Here is a 17,495-nt window from a genome sequence, read left to right as displayed (position 1 = left end):
ACTGAACCGTCTGGAACACCGATATGAACGCCCCCGACATTATTTATCTCCTGCTGATGATCGCGTGGCTGTTGCCGCTCGTGGGCTTCGCAATTGAAGTCTTCGGCGGTTATTGGCCGGGAGCGAGGAAACGTCGGACGGCCGCCAAGATCGCGGTCGGTTGCATCGCGACCGGGTTTGTTGTCAGCGTGGCCGCGCTTGTGATCTGGGGAAATCACACTGGCTGGCAAGTATTCGCTGCCGCTGATCATGGCGAACATCACGCCGCTCATGAAGATGGCGAAGCAGAGGACCATCACGATAAAGAAGCAGGGCACGAGGAACACGATCACGCTCCGGCCGTCGCTGAGAAAGCCGACGCCCATACTTACGCTGATCCGCATGAGCCGATTACAGGTGTCATGTACACACTTGCGAAGTTCGGTTCGCTGACACTCGCGATGGAATACTACATCGACAGCCTCACGCTGCTGATGTTCGTCATGGTCACGCTGATCGCGACCTGCATTCACGTGTTCGCCATTGGCTACATGAGTGATGAACTGACCGACGAATACGTCGATCATCACGCGCACATGAAGGACGGTCACCACGTCCATCGCCCGGGCCGCTTCTACCGCTTCTTCAGTTATTTGTCGCTGTTCTGTTTCTCGATGCTAGGCATCGTGATCGCTGGCAACATCTTCCAGGTGTTCATCTTCTGGGAGTTAGTCGGAATTAGCAGTTACTTGTTGATCGGCTTCTACGTGGAACGCAAGACCGCGAACGTGGCGGCGAATAAAGCGTTCATCATGAACCGCGTCGGCGACTTTGGATTCTTGATCGGCCTCATGGTCGTGTGGACGTACTTTGGCACATTCAGTTTCGGCGGATTGAAGGATGCCGAAACCGAGAAAGCGTCCCCCGGAGTCTTCGCCATGGTGCGAGACGCGGACGGCGGATTGACAGTCGAAAAAGACGACGCTGGCAATTCAGTCGTTGTTCTGCACGACGATGTCGCCGGAGAAGAGGGCGAACACCGCACAATTCCTTATTGGTTACTGGTGGTTGTTGGTCTTGGCATCTTTGGCGGTTGCGTCGGTAAGAGTGCTCAGTTCCCATTGCAAACTTGGTTGCCGGATGCGATGGAAGGACCGACCCCGGTCTCCGCCCTTGTGCACTCTGCCACGATGGTCGCCGCCGGGGTCTATCTGGCTGGGCGATTTTTCCCCATGTTCACAGCCGAAGTCCTGTTGGTGATTGCCTACGTAGGCTGCATCACACTGTTTCTGGCCGCCACCATTGCGATCGTTGCGACCGACATCAAACGCGTGCTGGCCTATTCGACCATTAGTCAACTCGGTTACATGATGCTCGCCATCGGATTGGCCGGTTGGGGTGCTGGGCTGTTCCACCTGATTACTCACGCCTTCTTCAAGTCGCTCATGTTCTTGTGTTCGGGGAGCGTGATTGTCGCCTGTCATCACGAACAGGAAATGACGCAGATGGGTGGACTGCGGAAGAAAATGCCCATCACTGCTTACGCGATGCTGATTGGTGTCATTGCGATCGCCGGATTAGCGATCCCGCCGTCTTTGTTCACCGTCATGGGGAATCCGATTGCCTTGTCCGGGTTCCACTCGAAAGACGCCATCGTCGCGACCGCACTAGCCCATACACAACTCAACCCCGTTCACTTCTTGTTGTTCTTGGTCCCGTTGGTCACCGCAGGAATCACGGCATTCTACATGTTCCGCTTGTGGTTTATGACCTTTGCCGGCAAACCGCGAAATCACCATGTTTACGACCACGCACACGAGAACCCTTGGATCATGACAGGGCCACTCGTTGTCCTCTCTGTGTTCGCGGCGTTCTGTGCGATCGGCGGGGAAAGTGGTCCGCTGTATCAATTGATTGCCGGTAGCGAACCAGCAGGTGTCCACGCTGGTCTTGAGAGTGCAGGCCGATTCGGCCAAGTCAATCTCCCGGGTCATGAAGTCATTCATTCGGTACATGCTCAAGCCGGAACATATGCGTTGATTTCCGCTGTCGCGGGTGCGGTTCTTGCTTACCTCCTCTATGGTTGGGGAATCGTCAATCCGGGTGAAATCAAACGCCAGTTGGCGGGGTTGCATCACTTCCTCGTCGAGAAATGGCAGTTCGATCGCCTCTATGATGTTCTCTTCGTCCAACCGGTGCACGTGATCGCCCGAGGAATTGCTTGGATCGATCGCACGATCATCGACGGAATTCTGCACGGTGTGGCACGAGCTGCACTCGCTGTCGCGCGGTGGGATCGCTGGTTCGATGAGAAAGCAGTCGATGGATTGGTCAATGTCGTCGGTGACACCACTCACGCAGTCGGCCAGTCATTCCGTCATGTGCAAACCGGTCGACTGCGGCAATATGTGATGTTTATCGCTGTCGGTGTGTTGGCGTTGTTCGTCCTGATGTTCGCGATGTACCCGGCTTAAGTTCTCCCCAGAGGATTCAGTCCGCAACTGCCGTCATTCAGACAATTCACAGATTAGACAACGGAACCGAAAAGTCATGGGAATTGATTTCCTTTTAGCCACCATCATCTTCTTGCCGACGATTGGTGCCATTCTCCTGTGTCTGCATGATCGAGAATCCGAAGGCACAATGCGGACCACCGCGTTGACGTTCACGATTCTCACATTCGGTGCTACGTTGCTGCTGCTGGCGGGATATTACGATCCCTCCGACCCTGGCATGCAACCCGTCGTCAAAAGCGGTGAGGACATCGTTCAACGTGGTGTGTCCTACGAATGGATCGCCAGTTGGAATATCTACTTCCGCTTGGGATACGACGGCATCAGCATGCCACTGGTGTTGTTGACGAGTTTTATCAGTGTGCTGGGCATGCTGGCATCGTGGAGCATCAAGAAACACGTTCGCGGATACCTGATCCTGTATTTGTTGCTGGAAACAGGGATGCTTGGGGTCTTTCTCGCCCTCGACTTCTTCCTGTTCTATGTGTTTTGGGAAGTCATGCTGTTGCCGATGTACTTTCTCATTGGCATCTGGGGTGGTACTCGCAAGGAATATGCTGCGATCAAGTTTTTCCTCTACACGCTAGCTGGTAGCGTGTTGATGTTGATCGCGATGTTGATGTTCTACTTCGGTTCCGATCAGAACTTTAACCTGATGGAATTGGCCGCGATGGCGGAACAAGCGAAGCCGGATACAATCTTCGCCAACCCGACGCTGCAAGTCACTGCGTTTATCTTGCTATTTATCGGTTTTGCGATCAAAGTTCCGACTTTTCCGTTCCACACCTGGTTGCCTGATGCCCACGTCGAGGCTCCCACGCCAATCAGTATGATTCTGGCCGGTGTGCTTTTGAAAATGGGTGGCTACGGGCTGCTACGAATCGCCTTCCCACTCTGTCCGTACGGAACGCAGGCGGCCGCGTGGACGTTGGTTTTCATCGGTGCGTTTAGCATCATCTACGGTGCATTTGCGGCAATGGCGCAAACCGACTTCAAACGTCTGGTTGCCTATAGTTCCGTCAGTCACATGGGTTATGTGATTGTCGGGATGGCCATTTGGAAGATTAACGAATCGACCGGTGCGACCGAGAACATGAACTTCTGGCACATGGGTATCAACGGTGCCATGTTCCAGATGATTGCCCACGGGATTTCGTCGGCCGGGATGTTCTTTATGGTCGGTGTGCTCTATGACCGGGTTCATCACCGCAACTTGAACGAGTTCGGTGGTATTGCGGGCATTATGCCGCTCTATAGCGGTCTCGCAGCCGGGTTGTTCTTCGCAGGGCTTGGTCTGCCTGGTCTATGCGGTTTTATTGGTGAGGTCTTCGTGACGCTCAGCAGTTGGAGTTACGCTCCCGGGTTGGCGGTCGTCGTAGCCTCGGGTGTGATTCTCACGGCTGGGTACATTTTGTGGACGCTGCAACGAGTCCTGCTTGGTCCAGAATACTTGGGGCCACATCGAGAAGCCTTGGTGCCGATGAATCGCCGTGAGATCTTTGTGGCTGGCGTTCTCTTGATCAGTGCCATCGTTCTCGGTGTTTGTCCTTTCCTGATGTTCGACATGATGGAAGGCTCGACCGACCAACTTGCCGAGTCGATGGCGAAGGGCTATCAAGCCGCGTTGCAATATGTCGAAGAAGCCGCCACTGCAATGACCGAATAGTCTGGTACAGGCTGACCGATTGATTTGATGAGTACTTCCTTCGAGTTGCTGTCGTGAGTTCGCGAACAACTCGGTTTCCCACACGCGGAATATTATTCGATGAGCTTTTCGGAACTGATCGATCGACTCGTATCAAATACGGTGGATCACTCGCTGGGCCTATTCGCTCCCGAGTTGATCCTCTGTGCGACTGTGGTACTTTTGCTGCTCGCTCGATTGATCGATCTTGATCGAAAGTTGCCAAGTTACTGGGTTGCGATGTCCGGCGTACTTGTGGCGTTCGCAGTCGCGTTGCTCAACTTTTGGCATTCACCGGGAACGGGGCAGACGGAACTTTTTACGGGGCTGTTGGTTCACGATCAGTTCACGCTTTTCTTCCGGTTGTTTTTACTGCTGTTCCTGGTGCTGGTGATTTCACTCACCGTTCTGAGTGGTCTTCCTGACAATGAAGACGGTCCAGATTTCTACACGCTACTGATCGGTTCTACGATCGGCATGATGCTGATGGTCGAAGCCAATCACCTACTGATTTTGTTCCTCGGCGTTGAAATGACGAGTGTGCCGAGCTACGCGATGGTCGGTTTTCTGAAAGGACGTCGTCAGAGCAGCGAAGCATCGCTCAAATATGTTGTCTATGGTGCCGGGGCGGCGGGCGTGATGCTCTACGGTTTGAGCCTGCTCGGCGGGATGCTGGGAACCGCGAACCTTCCCGAAATGGCAGCACGTTTCGCATTGGTTATCGATAGCGATGCCACCATGGGCTCACCAGAGTTACGAACTTTGGCGTTGGGCATCTTGATGGTGGTCGTTGGTTTGTCATTCAAACTTTCGCTCGTCCCGTTTCACTTTTGGTGTCCCGATGCCTTCGAAGGAGCCGCCGCGGAAGTGGCAGGATTCCTGTCGATCGCCTCAAAGGCGGCAGCGTTCGCTCTGTTGGTTCGATTCTGCTTAGTGTTTGTCGGGACCGAAACGAGTGCGTTGGGAACTCTGACGCTTGCCTTGGGAATCGGTCTCGGTGTCATCGCGATTGTGACGACAACCTTCGGCAACTTGGCGGCGTATTCGCAAACGAACGTCAAACGATTACTGGCCTATTCGACGATTGCCCACGCAGGTTACATGTTGATGGCCGTTTCGGCGATGCTCGTTGTGCTCTACGGAAACAAGGCAGATGCAACGTTCGAGGCCACTCGGGCTATCGGTGGGCTGCTGTTTTACTTGGTTGTCTACCTGTTTATGAATCTTGGGGCTTTCGCAGTTGTTGCCTTGATTCGGAACCAGATCTTTAGTGAAGAAATCGAAGACTATCGTGGTCTGGCGTGGGAAGCACCGGCCTTATGCGTTTGCATGTTGATCTGCTTCTTCAGCCTGGTCGGCCTGCCACCGATGGGTGGCTTCTTCGGGAAGTGGTACATCTTTGCATCACTCTACAAAGCCGGTTCTGTGCACTGGTCGATGTGGGTGTTGCTCGTGGTCGGTGGATTGAACACCGTGTTTAGCCTGTTCTACTACCTGCGGGTGTTGAAGGCCATGTTCATCGAAGCCCGTCCGTCACACGCTCGCTCGGCAAAGGTTCAATCGTTTTCCTCTCCCGTTTTCTATGTCGGCATGGTAACCGCACCGGTGATCTTGCTCGGCACAATCGGTTGGTTGATGGATGGCCTGAGTAACAAAGTCCGCGAAGTCGCCGGTGTCCTGTTCTAAATTCTGCGGCAACGGGCAATATCGCTCGTCTTAGTTTCACTCTGCTGAAATGGAATTGCTGTTCATGGCCAATTCGGAACTTTACGCTCACGTCAACCGCTTACTGATCGATTTGAATCGAAGCCTGTTGCAATACGTCGGCGAGTGTTATCCTTGGACGGCCAAAAACGCGGAGCAGGAACGGGCCATTGTCGCGGATTTAGTCATTCGTCAGCGTCACCAGATTCAGCAACTTGCCGAGTATCTTCGGAGCGTCGATTGGCCCACTGATTTCGGCAGCTATCCAACTGAATACACGAACCTGCACTATGTCGCACTCGACTACCTGCTGAGCCAACTTTTGGAAAGCGAAGTCGCGCTGCTCAACCAAACCAATCAGGTGTTGGCCCAAGCGCAGTCTGATCCCGAGTTGGCACAACTTCTCGGTCGAGTGCATGCTGAAGAACAAGCGATGGTCGCCGAGATTCGCCGACTGGCTTCAAAATCGTCGACCGCATCTTGGATTCGATCCAGTTGAGTTCCGAAAGTTAGCTTGAAACTCAATGATTGAACCAATTCAGTTGATCGACACACACGCCCACCTTGATGCCGACGCCTTTGCGAAGGATTTGGACGAAGTCATCGATCGTGCAGCTAGCGTCGGTGTCGTGCAAATCCTCACGATCGGCATCAATCTAGAGACGAGTCGCAATGCTTACCGTTTAGCGGAGCGTTTTCCAGATGTCTTTGCAGTCGTTGGGATTCAACCCAACTATGTCAGCGCTGCCAAGCCAAGCGATCTCGACGAAATCGCTGAGATGTGCGCTTCACCAAATGTCGTGGGAATCGGTGAAACCGGGCTTGATCGATACTGGGACTATGCACCGATCGATCTCCAACGGGAGTACTTTCGGAAGCATTTGGAATTGTCGGCGACCATGAATTTGCCTTTTGTCGTGCATTGTCGGGAAGCAGAAGACGACGTCGTCGAAGTGCTTCAAAGCTTTGCAGGTGGCAATTCTCTTCAGGGGCTAATGCATTCGTTTTGCGGAAATCAGCAGACAGCAGACGCCTGTCTAAACCTGGGTCTACATTTCTCGTTCTCCGGCATGTTGACGTACAAGAAGAATCGCGAACTGAGGGAAGTCGCCGCCAGCATTCCTCGTGACCGGCTGCTGATCGAGACCGATGCTCCGTATCTCGTTCCCACGCCGAAACGCGGAAAAGAGAAGCGGAACGAACCCGCCTACGTCACTCACACGTGCGAAGTTCTTGCCGAGACGCATGGAACATCACTGTGGGAGATGGCGGAGCAAACCACGGTCAATGCGCGATCGTTGTTCAAACTTCCGGCGATGTAACCCGTCTGGAGTCTGTCGCAGTCCTCGTTCTACTGAAACTGTCGGAACTTCCAGATTCCGACACTGAAGAACGCCACTGCGTACAGCACAAGGACACCGCAACACTGCGCGACAAGGGCTTGGTTGGCTGTCGCTTGTGTCAAGATATTGTCGTAGGCAATCAGCGCCCATCCGTGAGGTGTGAACAGGCTGACGATTTGCATTTCCGGCGACAGCCAATCGCGTGGCAGGAAGCAACCACTCAGGCTCGCCAGGAGAATCACAAAGGCCGTCGCATACGCAGAGACTTGCGAATCGCTACGAACGAGCGTGGCAATCATCAGCCCCAAAGCCGTCGCCGACAGCGAGGTCGTTAACAAGATCGGCAGAATCAACAGCGGTTGCGGTCCCCACGACATATTGAACAGTAGACGACCGAACATGAACAGCAAGAGTGTCTGAATAATCGAGAGCAGAAAGAACGGCAGAGTCTTGCCTAGTAAAACTTGGATCGGCGAGACCGGCGCCAGTCGCAGTCGACGCAATGTGCCCAATTCTCGCTCGTCGAGAAACGACCGAGCCATAATGTTCACGAGGAAGAACACAAACATCACCGTAAAACCTGGCACGATCTCATCGTAAATTCGACTGGAATCTGAATCGACAGGCTCGAGTTCTTCCGGCGGGAGGCGTTCGATGAGTGGCTCGTTCAGTTCGGCTTTGAGCTCATCACAGGGCAACTGACCGCTGATGACTCCGCCTCTCTCGCAGATCGCATATCCCGCGGTTTCTGCCCGTACAATGTCCCACACAAACTGTTCGATCAAAGAGTGTCGGCTGGAATTTTCGGCGTCGCTCGTCAATGTGATGTCCATACGAGCAAGTTGTTCCGCGGGCGTGGCGGAATCGACTCCCAGAAAAACGCTGGTTTCCACGTCCATCATTTTGGTGTAGAAGTTGGGGCCGAAGACAATCACCATAGCCGCCTTTTCGTCGGCATCGTTTTTAAGTCCTTTCGAGAGCCGCTCGATTGCTTCGGGATCATCCTCCGGGATCAGTCGCACGCCTTCACGTTTCTGGAATGAATTGACAATCTTGCTGACGATATTTCGAGCCTGGTGCTGAGCCTGAGCATCGCGTTCGTCATCGTCATAGATGGTTTCAATCGAGTCGTAGTCCACCTGATCGCTGTAAGCGACCGTGAGCATTTGATTCTTGTTCTGCCATCCGAGCATTTTTCCGGTCGTCAACCCGATAATCGTAATGAAGATCATCGGGAAAACCAGCAGCACGACCAATGCCCGCCGATCCTGCATCAGCAGATGAATATCTTTGCGAGCGATGTGCCAAACCATGATTTGTCGACTTTTCAGGTAGCGAGAGAATCGGAAATTTGATGAGTGGAGGGTCTTTCGGGACGCGATTTCCAAGAATAGCACGCGTTCCGAAGCGGGTAACCAGAGTTAATCGCGAAGTCGTCGCCCGGTGAGATCCAAAAACAACCGTTCCAAATTCGGGTCTTGAGTTTCAACCGCGCGTAACGGGATTTTGTGATGGTTGAGCGACCGCGTGATTTCTAGCAGCGTATCGTTAAGCCGTTCGTTTTCCCGCGAGACGACTAAAGTCATCTCCCCGTCATCGCCGGAGCTTGTGTCCACCACCTCGGCGAGTTGCTGAAGTTCGTGTGGGATGTGACTATCGATGGGAAGTATTCGAAAGCACAAATCCGCACTCATCCGAGAGAGAAGTTGTCGAAGGGTGTCGCAAGCGAGAAGTTTGCCTTGATCGACAATGGCAACTCGGTCGCACAGGGCCTGCACCTCTTCCATGTAATGGCTGGCGTAAATAACCGCGACGCCTTCGTCACGCAATTGGCGTATGCAGTCGAGCAGGTGAGCACGTGACTGGGGGTCCACCCCCACAGTCGGTTCGTCGAGAATGAGCAGCTGCGGCTGATGGAGCAGGGCGATTCCGAAATTCAGCCGACGTTTCATCCCGCCAGAGAATTCGTGCGATTTGCTATCAGCACGGCCCGTCAAACCTGTCCGTTCCAATGCCGACGCGATTCGGCGTTCTAACTCGGCACCTTTGAGACCGTACAACTTCCCGAAAAAGGTAAGATTCTCACGTGCGGTGAGTTCGGGATAGACAGCCAAGTCTTGGGGAACGACTCCCAGGGTCGCACGAAGTTCACGGGCTTCGGGAACCAACGGTTGACCGTTCAGGCGGACCTCGCCCCCATCGGGCAGGAGGAGACCTGCGATCATCATCATTGTGGTGGACTTCCCGGCACCGTTTGGCCCGAGCAGTCCGAAGATCTCACCGGCATCGACATGAAAACAAATGTCGTCGACGGCCAGCAGATCCCCGTATCGCTTCTGCAGATGTGACACTTCCAAAAGGTGCATCGATTCGCCTTCAAAGACTTGAGTTGGCAGGCATTCTAGAGCGTGCGACGTGAATCTGTCGAGACGGCGGCAGGCTTTGCCAATGCTTTTGTCAGCGTTCGTCTGCACCGAAGAGAAGCACCCGTGACGCTTTCTTCAGCATGCCATCCGTTATACCGGACAATACTGATCATTAAAATGGAAACACGAGTGTTGATTCTAAGATGAACAAAGCCAATCACTTCTAGCGAATCGCTGGGAGACCTTCGCGGCCTGAACTTCCTTTTGGCACGGGTTCTGCACATGCCGAAGTTTCGTGATATCTCGCGATATCCTCAAGACGCATCACGATTCGTCGATTTCAAAAATGGCACCGGAAAAACCGACAAACTCGCAGGTTCCTCGGATGATCGACGTCGCTCGTCGTGCCGGCGTTTCACGGATGGCCGTCTCGGCGGTGTTGATGGGCACTGGCGAAGGGCGAATTCGCGTGTCCGCCGCAACGGCAGCCCGTATTCGTGCCGCCGCTGACGAAGTTGGCTACCGCCCGAACCGAGCCGCCCAACAATTGGCAGGCAAGAAAAGCGGTGTGGTGGCCGTGATTGCACGGGACTGGAAGAACTTCCTCACCCAAAAAGCCTTGGCCTGGATGCAGACGTTCGCGGAGTCATACGAACTGCGTGTGCTGGCAGTTCGAGCATACCCGGAAACCGACGCGATCTACCGCACGTTGGAAGAACATCGCAGCGGTTGGATTGATGGCATCATCTACCTTGCCCACGAGAACGAATCGCAGTGGGCAGAGTTGAAGGATCGACTCCCAGGCACAGCGTGCTTCGTGACTGCCGTCGGGTCATTGGCGATCGAGGGGATTCCGCGGGTATCGAACAACGTGCAAATCGGGGCAGCACAAAGCCTGAGACATTTGCACGAGCGAGGATGTCAACGACCGATTTTCGTCACGGAACAACTCAAACTACGTTCCGTTCCCGCCCGGCTTGATGCCTATTTCAGGACAGCGAAGGAATTGGGCATCGAGTTCGGCACCGATCAAGTTGTGGTGTCCACTCGGAACTGGTTGGTGGACGACCCGAATTTCTATCCGCATTTCGATGAGTTGGCCCGCGAGCTGATCGCCAATCGACAGGCAGACTCCATTCTTTGCGATACCGACTTTACGGCCGTCGGACTGCTCAAGGCAATTCGCCGGTTAGGGCTCCATGCCCATTCGAATTGTGCCGTCATCGGCTGGGGAAACTTACAGTTCTCCGCGTTGACGGATCCCGCCCTGACTACTGTCAGCTATGACCTGCCAACTTTGCTCGAACGAGCCATGAGTTACCTCAGAAGCCTGATCGACCAAACCCCTTTGGATTGCGACTCCAGCGACGTCGCCACGGAACTTGTAATCCGCGAGTCCGCCTAATTATTTCCCCTATTCGAAGCTGCGCTCACCAGCAGGATGTCTATTCTATTCGGAGTTTTTTCATGGTAACTAACAGACGACACGGATTTACCTTGATCGAGTTGTTGGTGGTGATCGCCATCATCGCGATTCTCATCGCATTGCTGCTTCCAGCGGTTCAACAGGCTCGCGAAGCGGCTCGACGGACCCAGTGCAAGAACAATTTGAAGCAGTTGGGTATCGCTCTACATAACTACCACGATACATACCAAACATTTCCCCCCGGCAATTTGGATCCCAATGCCAACGACGAACGTGCCGCCAGTTGGCTGACGCGAATTCTATCCAATATGGAGCAGGGTGCTGCCGCCGGCCAGATTACTTACAACGACACCGACTGGACGATGCAGTCGGACCGTTTGAATCGCAACTGGGCAGTCACGAATTCCTTGCGAGTCGCCAGCTTGAACTGTCCCTCGAGCCCGCTGCCAACCACACGGACTCAAAGTACCAATAGTTCGACTCAAGGACTGGGAGCCCCACCGGAAATCGAATATCAACTCGTGAATTACGTGGGAATCAACGGATCGTACAATCGTGGCGGGACATCATCATGTTGTCCGACCCCATCGTCTTGGACGGGTTATGCTCGCTCGAATTACAACGGGATGATTGTTCCCGACAACTCCAAGGGTAAAGCAACTCGCATTGCGGACGTGACCGATGGAACAAGCAACACGGTGATGGTGGGTGAACAGTCCGACTATTACATTGCCGACGATGGAACCAAACAGGATCTTCGTGCATGTCGTCATGATGGTGGACCTTGGTCGGGCGGAGCGGGAGGCGATACCGGATGGTGGCTCAACATGACCGCCATTCGTTACGACATCAACGCCAGTCGAATCGACAGCGGTTTCGGTCACAAACAGCCGTACCACCGTCATACGCTCATCAATTCGGCCCATCCCGGCGGAGCGCAAATGTTGTTGGGCGATGGTTCGGTCCGCTTCTTTTCCGAAAACATGAACCGGCCCACTCTCGAAGCATACGCAGACCGGGCCGACGGTACCGTTATCAACGAGTTGTAACGATAACGCTTGGCATGCATTCCCTCCAACCGCAGCCAGCCTCTCGCCGGCTGCATTTTTTCCCCAAGGATTTTCCATGAAGAACACCATCTATTCTTTGTCAGCGACCTGGCTACTTATGACCGTGCTAGGTTGTGGTGGCGGTGCCAGCGATCAACCGGACGTCTACGAAGTGCAAGGCACCGTGACGCAAGACGGCAAACCAGTTGTCGGAGCCCGCATCGAGTTCATTCCGCAAGAAGGTCGACCATCGCAAGCCACCACGAACGACGCTGGGGAATTCACGCTGAGTTATCTCGACGGGGTGAACGGCGCAGTTGCGGGGACACACACTGTGCGAGTCAATCCAAACCCAATCACAACGGCGGACGCCGGCGGTGGTGAGGAAGTTGCAGTATCCGCTCCGCCAGAACCCGTATTGTTCAACAACCCCGACCCGGTCGAGGTGAAACCCGACGGCGAAAACACGTTCGACTTCGACATCTCCAGTTGGCCGAAGCAACGCGGATAAGTAGTTTCGACGGCAAAACTTGGAATCCATCAATAAACGTTGAAAAGTTCTTGAGCAATCGACCAAACGACGATATGGTGTAAGGACGTCTCTAAAACAGCACGCGCTCCTACGATCGTCACTCTTGCTTCCCAAGAGCGTTATGTATTCTACGATCCGTTGCGGTTACGCTTGGCGAACCAACACATCGCATATCCCGCTGATGACCTCTTCCAACGAGGTACAGCGGGATTTTTTGCGTTTCGCCGGATCGAGTTTGCCCTTTGAGAAAAGCGTTTCAATCGATTGCTATATTTCTCCGTCCGAGAAAGGGTCATGGCATGTTACGGGTTCGACGTCTTGGATTCACACTCATTGAGTTGCTGGTCGTGATCGCCATCATTGCGATTCTGATCGCGTTGCTATTGCCCGCGGTCCAAAATGCTCGAGAAGCGGCTCGCCGATCTCAGTGTCGCAACAACCTGAAACAGTTGGGGTTGGCGTTGCACAACTATCACGATGTGTACCTCAAATTTCCGAGTGCGTCGCAGTCCTCGGCTACGTTCGGCCCGTCACCATTTGTTGCGATTTTGTCGTACCTCGAACAGAACGCGATCGCAGATGCCTACCAGTCAGGTGGCCACTCAGGAGCGAGCGGTTCCGGGAACGATGTGATCACCATTCACCTCAATGTCTATCACTGCCCGTCCGACCCGAATGACCGACGAGACACAGTCGTCGGCTGGACGAACTACCACAGCAACCATGGGACTTGGGTAAACATCAGCGGCTGGGATGGGGCGTTTGCGCCGAATTTCTCGGCTGGCGGTGCCTCGTCGCCAGGTTTCCTGGGGCTTCGAGACATGACCGATGGTACCACGAACACAGCCGTCTTCGCTGAGGTTGCGAACGGGCCAGCCGGTGGCCCAATGCGACCAGTGACCGATTGCTTCGAGTTTGGAACCGAGTCTTCCGCGACATTGCCAGCAGCTCGGAGTGCGTTTCTTGCCCGAGACTGGAAAACCGCTTCGTCCGCAGGCGGTTGGAATCCGGATTGGCGTTGGCGGGGTTATCCTTGGCGTGAAGGTTCGATTTGGCGAACCGGCTACAACCACTTACTGCCTCCGAATAGTCCCTGTTGGCGCCCCAATGGGGATTGGTGGCAACTCGTGACGCCCGCCAGTAGTTGGCACTCGGGAATTGCAAACGTCGCAATGGGGGACGGATCGGTCCGTGGAGTTTCCGAATCGATCGACGGCCTGGTATGGGAAGCTGCTGGCTCACGTCAAGGCGGAGAAATCTTGGTATTGGAATAGCCAATGTGCCCCAAGTGGCCAATAGCCCACACACAAGCGAATCTGGCGAGTGACAGCTAATACGTAAGTTCTTAGAACCAGAACAAGTTCCAAGGTGACCGATGAGACCAAAATTGCCGTCCCGGCTTCTCGCAGTTACGGCGGTGGTACTGCAGTGCGTGACAATTTTCGCCTGCGGGTGTGGGTCCGAACCGCCCGCTCCGACTCAAGAAGCCATCGACCAAGAACTTCAGCAACTCAATCAGCATCGCGAACGGGAGTGGAACAACCAATAGCAAAGCCGCAGCAGTTTGAAACGGTTGGTCCTTAAAGGTTGTTCCAACCCACGAACACGGTCTGCGCTGCTGCCATCGAGGCCACGGCGCAGACACCAACACGGATATTATCGTTCAGCCGAGACGGAATCGATTCCGCAATGGCAGCCAAAATTGCGGCGGACCCGACGACGGCGTAAGCGGTTGCAAAGTCGATTTCGCGGTACTCGTTGGCTTCGACATTGAACCAAGTCTCCCCCCAATACCACAACGCACCGAAGAACGAGCCGAGTAGAACAAAACAGATCAGCCCACTCCACGATTTTTCTGCATTCCAAGGCAGCCGCCACCCTCCCAACAGTTTTCCTCCCAAGGTCGCGCTGCCGTCTCCGAATGCCAAGATTCCGAGCACTGCCATACCGATTTGCGGAGCCTGAGGGAACATTACAAACGCGGCGAACACGCTCAGAACATACCCCAATACGGCAGCGCCCCGTGCGTTATCACCACTCCTTTGGATATGGTGATAACGGATAAAGATGTGTAGCGACAATCCGGCCGCCACCAAGAGAATGATACTCGTCGCAAGCCACGATAGCGGGTCACGGTGAGGAATCAGCCAAAGCATCGGTGGAAGGAAGCCCGGCGACATATGCCATAATCGACGCCGCCACTCATACGGTTCCAATCGCGAAAGGAACGTTGTCGGTTGATTTCTGGTTGTTTCGAGCACACTCGAATCGGCATTTCGCGATGTCATGTCCGCCCGTCTCGCATACGATCCACAAGTTGATTCATATATCCCAAGCCTTCCAATCACACTAATTTAATAGAAACCAAGATCCGTCGAAAGTTCACCAAGTACATGCAATTCTGGTCAATTGCTTTGCAAAAACGCCGTTTACGCGGGCTCGAAGGCCGTCGGACGCCCCCCGCAAGACGTCTGGTGAATTTGAACAGATCTTGACATTGATATTGCCTCCATGCAAAAAGATGTGATAATGCAAGTAGCTTACCCCACCGGCGGAATTTGCGGAGAATTCCGTTCGCCATGCTGAATTCTGCTAGCTCGGCATGGGTTTGCGTAATTCGTTTTCTCACAATTTGATTCATGGCCATGGACGGTCGTTATTCACCTCACTTTTCAATCGGTTTTGTTTTTTCACCGATCGGGTCGTTGAGGAATTTAATTCTGCGCGGAGGTTACTTCCGCCGCGTTGACCATCAAACCCGATCTACTGCCGGGCACGCGCACATCCCTGGCGGGAGGGTTCGATAGCCGAGGAGCCTAATCATGGGAACTGGTCGCGACTTACTCAATCGTTTCGCTGAGCGTCAAGACGCCGACGCTTATCGCCAAGAGCACTGGCAAGGGAGCTTCGACGAATATCTCGATATCGTCAAAGCCCGACCCAAAGTCGCTCGGACCGCCTACCAACGTTTGTACGACATGATTATGTCGTACGGCTCCTACACGGCAGAAGGTAGTCGCAAGCGAGAGGATTTGATCCGGTTCCGCTTCTTCGACGACCCCGAACGCGGCGGTCGTGATGCCATTTTCGGCCTGACCCGCACACTCATGGAACTGACGAACGTCTTCAAAAGTGCCGCTCTGAAATACGGCACGGAACGACGTGTTATTCTGCTTCACGGACCGGTCGGTTCGTCGAAAAGCACAATTGCCCGGCTGCTGAAGAAGGGGATGGAACACTACACCTACACCGACGAAGGGGCGATTTACACCTTCGGTTGGCAACAAGACGACGGTTCCATTCTTTGGGACCCCATGCACGGCGAACCACTGCAATTGGTGCCGGAGAAGTATCGTGAAGAACTCTGTTCGGTGCTCAACGAAGGCTTAGACGAAGCCGATCCGAACTATCACAAAGTGGAAATTACCGGCGAAGTCTGCCCGCTCTCACGGTACATCTTCCAGGAGAAACTCGAGCAATACGACGGCGACTGGACGAAGGTCGTCGGCGATGTCGTGATCAAGCGGTTCTTCTTCAACGAACAAGACCGCATCGGCATAGGTACGTTCCAACCCAAAGACGAGAAGAATCAAGATTCCACGGAACTCACCGGCGATATCAACTATCGAAAAATCGCCGAGTACGGCAGCGATTCCGACCCGCGTGCATTTAACTTCGACGGGGAATTCAACGTTTCGAACCGGGGAATCATCGAGTTCATCGAAGTGCTCAAGCTCGATGTCGCCTTCTTGTACGATTTGTTGGGAGCCTCGCAAGAACACAAAATCAAGCCGAAGAAATTCGCACAGACGGACATCGATACCGTTATTCTCGGCCACACCAACGAACCGGAATATCGAAAGCTACAAAGCAACGAGTTCATGGAAGCGTTGCGTGACCGGACGATCAAAATTGACGTGCCCTATGTAACCAAACTGTCCGACGAAATCCGAATTTACGAAAAGGACTACAACGCCGAACGCGTTCGGGGCAAACATATCGCACCGCACACGCTCGAAGTGGCAGCGATGTGGGCGGTGCTCACACGGCTTGAGCAATCGAACAATGCCGGGCTGACTCTGCTCCAGAAAATGAAGCTGTATAACGGCAAAACACTGCCCGGCTTCACACAGGACAATGTCACACAACTCAAACGCGAAGCCCGCAATGAAGGGCTCATTGGCATTAGTCCGCGGTATGTACAAGACAAGATTTCCAATGCACTTGTCGTGAACACTAACAGCACCTGCATCAATCCGTTCATGGTGTTGAATGAACTCAGCGAAGGCTTGAAACACCATTCGCTGATCCAGAACGAAGATCTTCGCGAGCACTACAATCACCTGATCAGTGTCGTCAAAGAAGAATACACCGACATGGTCAAGAACGAGGTGCAGCGAGCGATTGCCGCCGATGAGGAAGCCCTCACCCGACTGTGTGGCAACTACATCGAGAATGTCAAAGCCTATACCCAACGGGAGAAGGTCAAGAACAAATTCACCGGTGAAGACGAAGAACCGGACGAACGCTTGATGCGGTCGATCGAAGAGCGGATCGATATTCCGGAAACTCGCAAAGACGACTTCCGTCGGGAGATTATGAATTACATCGGAGCATTGATGCTCGACGGTCGCACGTTCAACTACCGCACCAATGAACGACTGCAGAAAGCCCTTGAAATGAAACTTTTCGAGGATCAGAAAGACACCATCAAACTGACTAGCCTTGTGTCGAACGTCGTCGACGCCGACACGCAGGAGAAAATCGACATCGTGAAAAGCCGACTCGTTCGCGACTTCGGCTACAACGATGAATCGGCGACAGATGTGCTGCAATATGTTGCCAGCATCTTCGCCCGAGGAGACGCTAAGAACGAATAGACTTAACTCGCGGCCAGCG

14 protein-coding genes are annotated in these 17,495 nt (G+C 53.8%); 11 read left to right on the top strand and 3 right to left on the bottom strand.

The window, feature by feature from the left end; translation table 11 throughout:
• The first annotated feature begins 23 nt into the window (after positions 1–23).
• From nuoL to AC5DDB_RS10500, 5 genes are all read left to right on the top strand, one after another.
• Complete coding sequence (gene nuoL, locus AC5DDB_RS10520; protein WP_491739673.1) at positions 24–2,453, top strand: NADH-quinone oxidoreductase subunit L; 2,430 nt, start codon at positions 24–26, stop codon at positions 2,451–2,453.
• 76 nt (positions 2,454–2,529) lie between these two features.
• The gene (locus AC5DDB_RS10515) at positions 2,530–4,158 is read left to right on the top strand and encodes a complex I subunit 4 family protein (RefSeq protein ID WP_491739672.1); all 1,629 of its coding nucleotides are present in this window, start codon (positions 2,530–2,532) and stop codon (positions 4,156–4,158) included.
• Positions 4,159–4,257: 99 nt separating this feature from the next.
• Positions 4,258–5,862 carry an NADH-quinone oxidoreductase subunit N gene (locus AC5DDB_RS10510; RefSeq protein WP_491739671.1) on the top strand — a complete coding sequence of 535 codons (1,605 nt, stop codon included), beginning with the start codon at positions 4,258–4,260 and terminating at the stop codon, positions 5,860–5,862.
• A 64-nt stretch (positions 5,863–5,926) separates the two neighbouring features.
• Positions 5,927–6,379 (top strand): hypothetical protein, encoded by a 453-nt coding sequence (locus tag AC5DDB_RS10505; protein ID WP_491739670.1) that lies wholly within the window; start codon positions 5,927–5,929, stop codon positions 6,377–6,379.
• A gap of 25 nt (positions 6,380–6,404) precedes the next feature.
• Positions 6,405–7,202 (top strand): TatD family hydrolase, encoded by a 798-nt coding sequence (locus tag AC5DDB_RS10500; RefSeq protein ID WP_491739669.1) that lies wholly within the window; start codon positions 6,405–6,407, stop codon positions 7,200–7,202.
• A 29-nt stretch (positions 7,203–7,231) separates the two neighbouring features.
• Here AC5DDB_RS10500 and AC5DDB_RS10495 read toward each other — a convergent pair whose 3' ends face one another.
• Both AC5DDB_RS10495 and AC5DDB_RS10490 read right to left on the bottom strand, forming a co-directional pair.
• On the bottom strand, positions 7,232–8,536 hold the full coding sequence (locus tag AC5DDB_RS10495; protein WP_491739668.1) for an ABC transporter permease: 1,305 nt from the start codon (positions 8,534–8,536) through the stop codon (positions 7,232–7,234).
• A gap of 108 nt (positions 8,537–8,644) precedes the next feature.
• On the bottom strand, positions 8,645–9,589 hold the full coding sequence (locus AC5DDB_RS10490) for an ABC transporter ATP-binding protein (RefSeq protein ID WP_491739667.1): 945 nt from the start codon (positions 9,587–9,589) through the stop codon (positions 8,645–8,647).
• Between the two features lie 346 nt (positions 9,590–9,935).
• Here AC5DDB_RS10490 and AC5DDB_RS10485 point away from each other — a divergent pair, with 346 nt between their 5' ends.
• From AC5DDB_RS10485 to AC5DDB_RS10465, 5 genes are all read left to right on the top strand, one after another.
• A complete protein-coding gene (locus AC5DDB_RS10485) occupies positions 9,936–10,994 on the top strand; it encodes a LacI family DNA-binding transcriptional regulator (RefSeq protein ID WP_491739666.1) in 1,059 nt (352 codons plus the stop codon).
• 62 nt (positions 10,995–11,056) lie between these two features.
• Complete coding sequence (locus AC5DDB_RS10480) at positions 11,057–12,064, top strand: DUF1559 domain-containing protein (RefSeq protein ID WP_491739665.1); 1,008 nt, start codon at positions 11,057–11,059, stop codon at positions 12,062–12,064.
• A gap of 76 nt (positions 12,065–12,140) precedes the next feature.
• On the top strand, positions 12,141–12,575 hold the full coding sequence (locus AC5DDB_RS10475; protein WP_491739664.1) for a transthyretin-like family protein: 435 nt from the start codon (positions 12,141–12,143) through the stop codon (positions 12,573–12,575).
• A gap of 320 nt (positions 12,576–12,895) precedes the next feature.
• The gene (locus tag AC5DDB_RS10470; protein ID WP_491739663.1) at positions 12,896–13,870 is read left to right on the top strand and encodes a DUF1559 domain-containing protein; all 975 of its coding nucleotides are present in this window, start codon (positions 12,896–12,898) and stop codon (positions 13,868–13,870) included.
• A 101-nt stretch (positions 13,871–13,971) separates the two neighbouring features.
• Positions 13,972–14,145: a hypothetical protein gene (locus tag AC5DDB_RS10465; protein ID WP_491739662.1), complete on the top strand. Its 174-nt coding sequence runs from the start codon at positions 13,972–13,974 to the stop codon at positions 14,143–14,145.
• Between the two features lie 31 nt (positions 14,146–14,176).
• Here AC5DDB_RS10465 and AC5DDB_RS10460 read toward each other — a convergent pair whose 3' ends face one another.
• Positions 14,177–14,884, bottom strand: a complete 708-nt coding sequence (locus AC5DDB_RS10460) for a hypothetical protein (RefSeq protein ID WP_491739661.1) — start codon at positions 14,882–14,884, stop codon at positions 14,177–14,179.
• 534 nt (positions 14,885–15,418) lie between these two features.
• Between AC5DDB_RS10460 and AC5DDB_RS10455 the strand changes: the two genes are divergently transcribed.
• A complete protein-coding gene (locus AC5DDB_RS10455; protein WP_491739660.1) occupies positions 15,419–17,476 on the top strand; it encodes a PrkA family serine protein kinase in 2,058 nt (685 codons plus the stop codon).
• The last annotated feature ends 19 nt before the right edge of the window (positions 17,477–17,495 follow it).

It is taken from the genome of Thalassoroseus sp. (assembly GCF_984380535.1).
Note: the sequence above shows the minus strand (reverse complement) of the source record. Positions and strands in the feature narration are given on the sequence as shown.

Excerpts from the sequence above, each read along its gene's own strand:
- AC5DDB_RS10515 (WP_491739672.1), top strand. The coding sequence starts at position 2,530 with ATGGGAATTGATTTCCTTTTAGCCACCATCATCTTCTTGCCGACGATT.
- AC5DDB_RS10455 (WP_491739660.1), top strand. The coding sequence starts at position 15,419 with ATGGGAACTGGTCGCGACTTACTCAATCGTTTCGCTGAGCGTCAAGAC.
- AC5DDB_RS10465 (WP_491739662.1), top strand. The coding sequence starts at position 13,972 with ATGAGACCAAAATTGCCGTCCCGGCTTCTCGCAGTTACGGCGGTGGTA.
- nuoL (WP_491739673.1), top strand. The coding sequence starts at position 24 with ATGAACGCCCCCGACATTATTTATCTCCTGCTGATGATCGCGTGGCTG.
- AC5DDB_RS10510 (WP_491739671.1), top strand. The coding sequence starts at position 4,258 with ATGAGCTTTTCGGAACTGATCGATCGACTCGTATCAAATACGGTGGAT.
- AC5DDB_RS10470 (WP_491739663.1), top strand. The coding sequence starts at position 12,896 with ATGTTACGGGTTCGACGTCTTGGATTCACACTCATTGAGTTGCTGGTC.
- AC5DDB_RS10480 (WP_491739665.1), top strand. The coding sequence starts at position 11,057 with ATGGTAACTAACAGACGACACGGATTTACCTTGATCGAGTTGTTGGTG.
- AC5DDB_RS10495 (WP_491739668.1), bottom strand. The coding sequence starts at position 8,536 with ATGGTTTGGCACATCGCTCGCAAAGATATTCATCTGCTGATGCAGGAT.
- AC5DDB_RS10505 (WP_491739670.1), top strand. The coding sequence starts at position 5,927 with ATGGCCAATTCGGAACTTTACGCTCACGTCAACCGCTTACTGATCGAT.
- AC5DDB_RS10485 (WP_491739666.1), top strand. The coding sequence starts at position 9,936 with ATGGCACCGGAAAAACCGACAAACTCGCAGGTTCCTCGGATGATCGAC.
- AC5DDB_RS10500 (WP_491739669.1), top strand. The coding sequence starts at position 6,405 with ATGATTGAACCAATTCAGTTGATCGACACACACGCCCACCTTGATGCC.
- AC5DDB_RS10475 (WP_491739664.1), top strand. The coding sequence starts at position 12,141 with ATGAAGAACACCATCTATTCTTTGTCAGCGACCTGGCTACTTATGACC.
- AC5DDB_RS10460 (WP_491739661.1), bottom strand. The coding sequence starts at position 14,884 with ATGACATCGCGAAATGCCGATTCGAGTGTGCTCGAAACAACCAGAAAT.
- AC5DDB_RS10490 (WP_491739667.1), bottom strand. The coding sequence starts at position 9,589 with ATGCACCTTTTGGAAGTGTCACATCTGCAGAAGCGATACGGGGATCTG.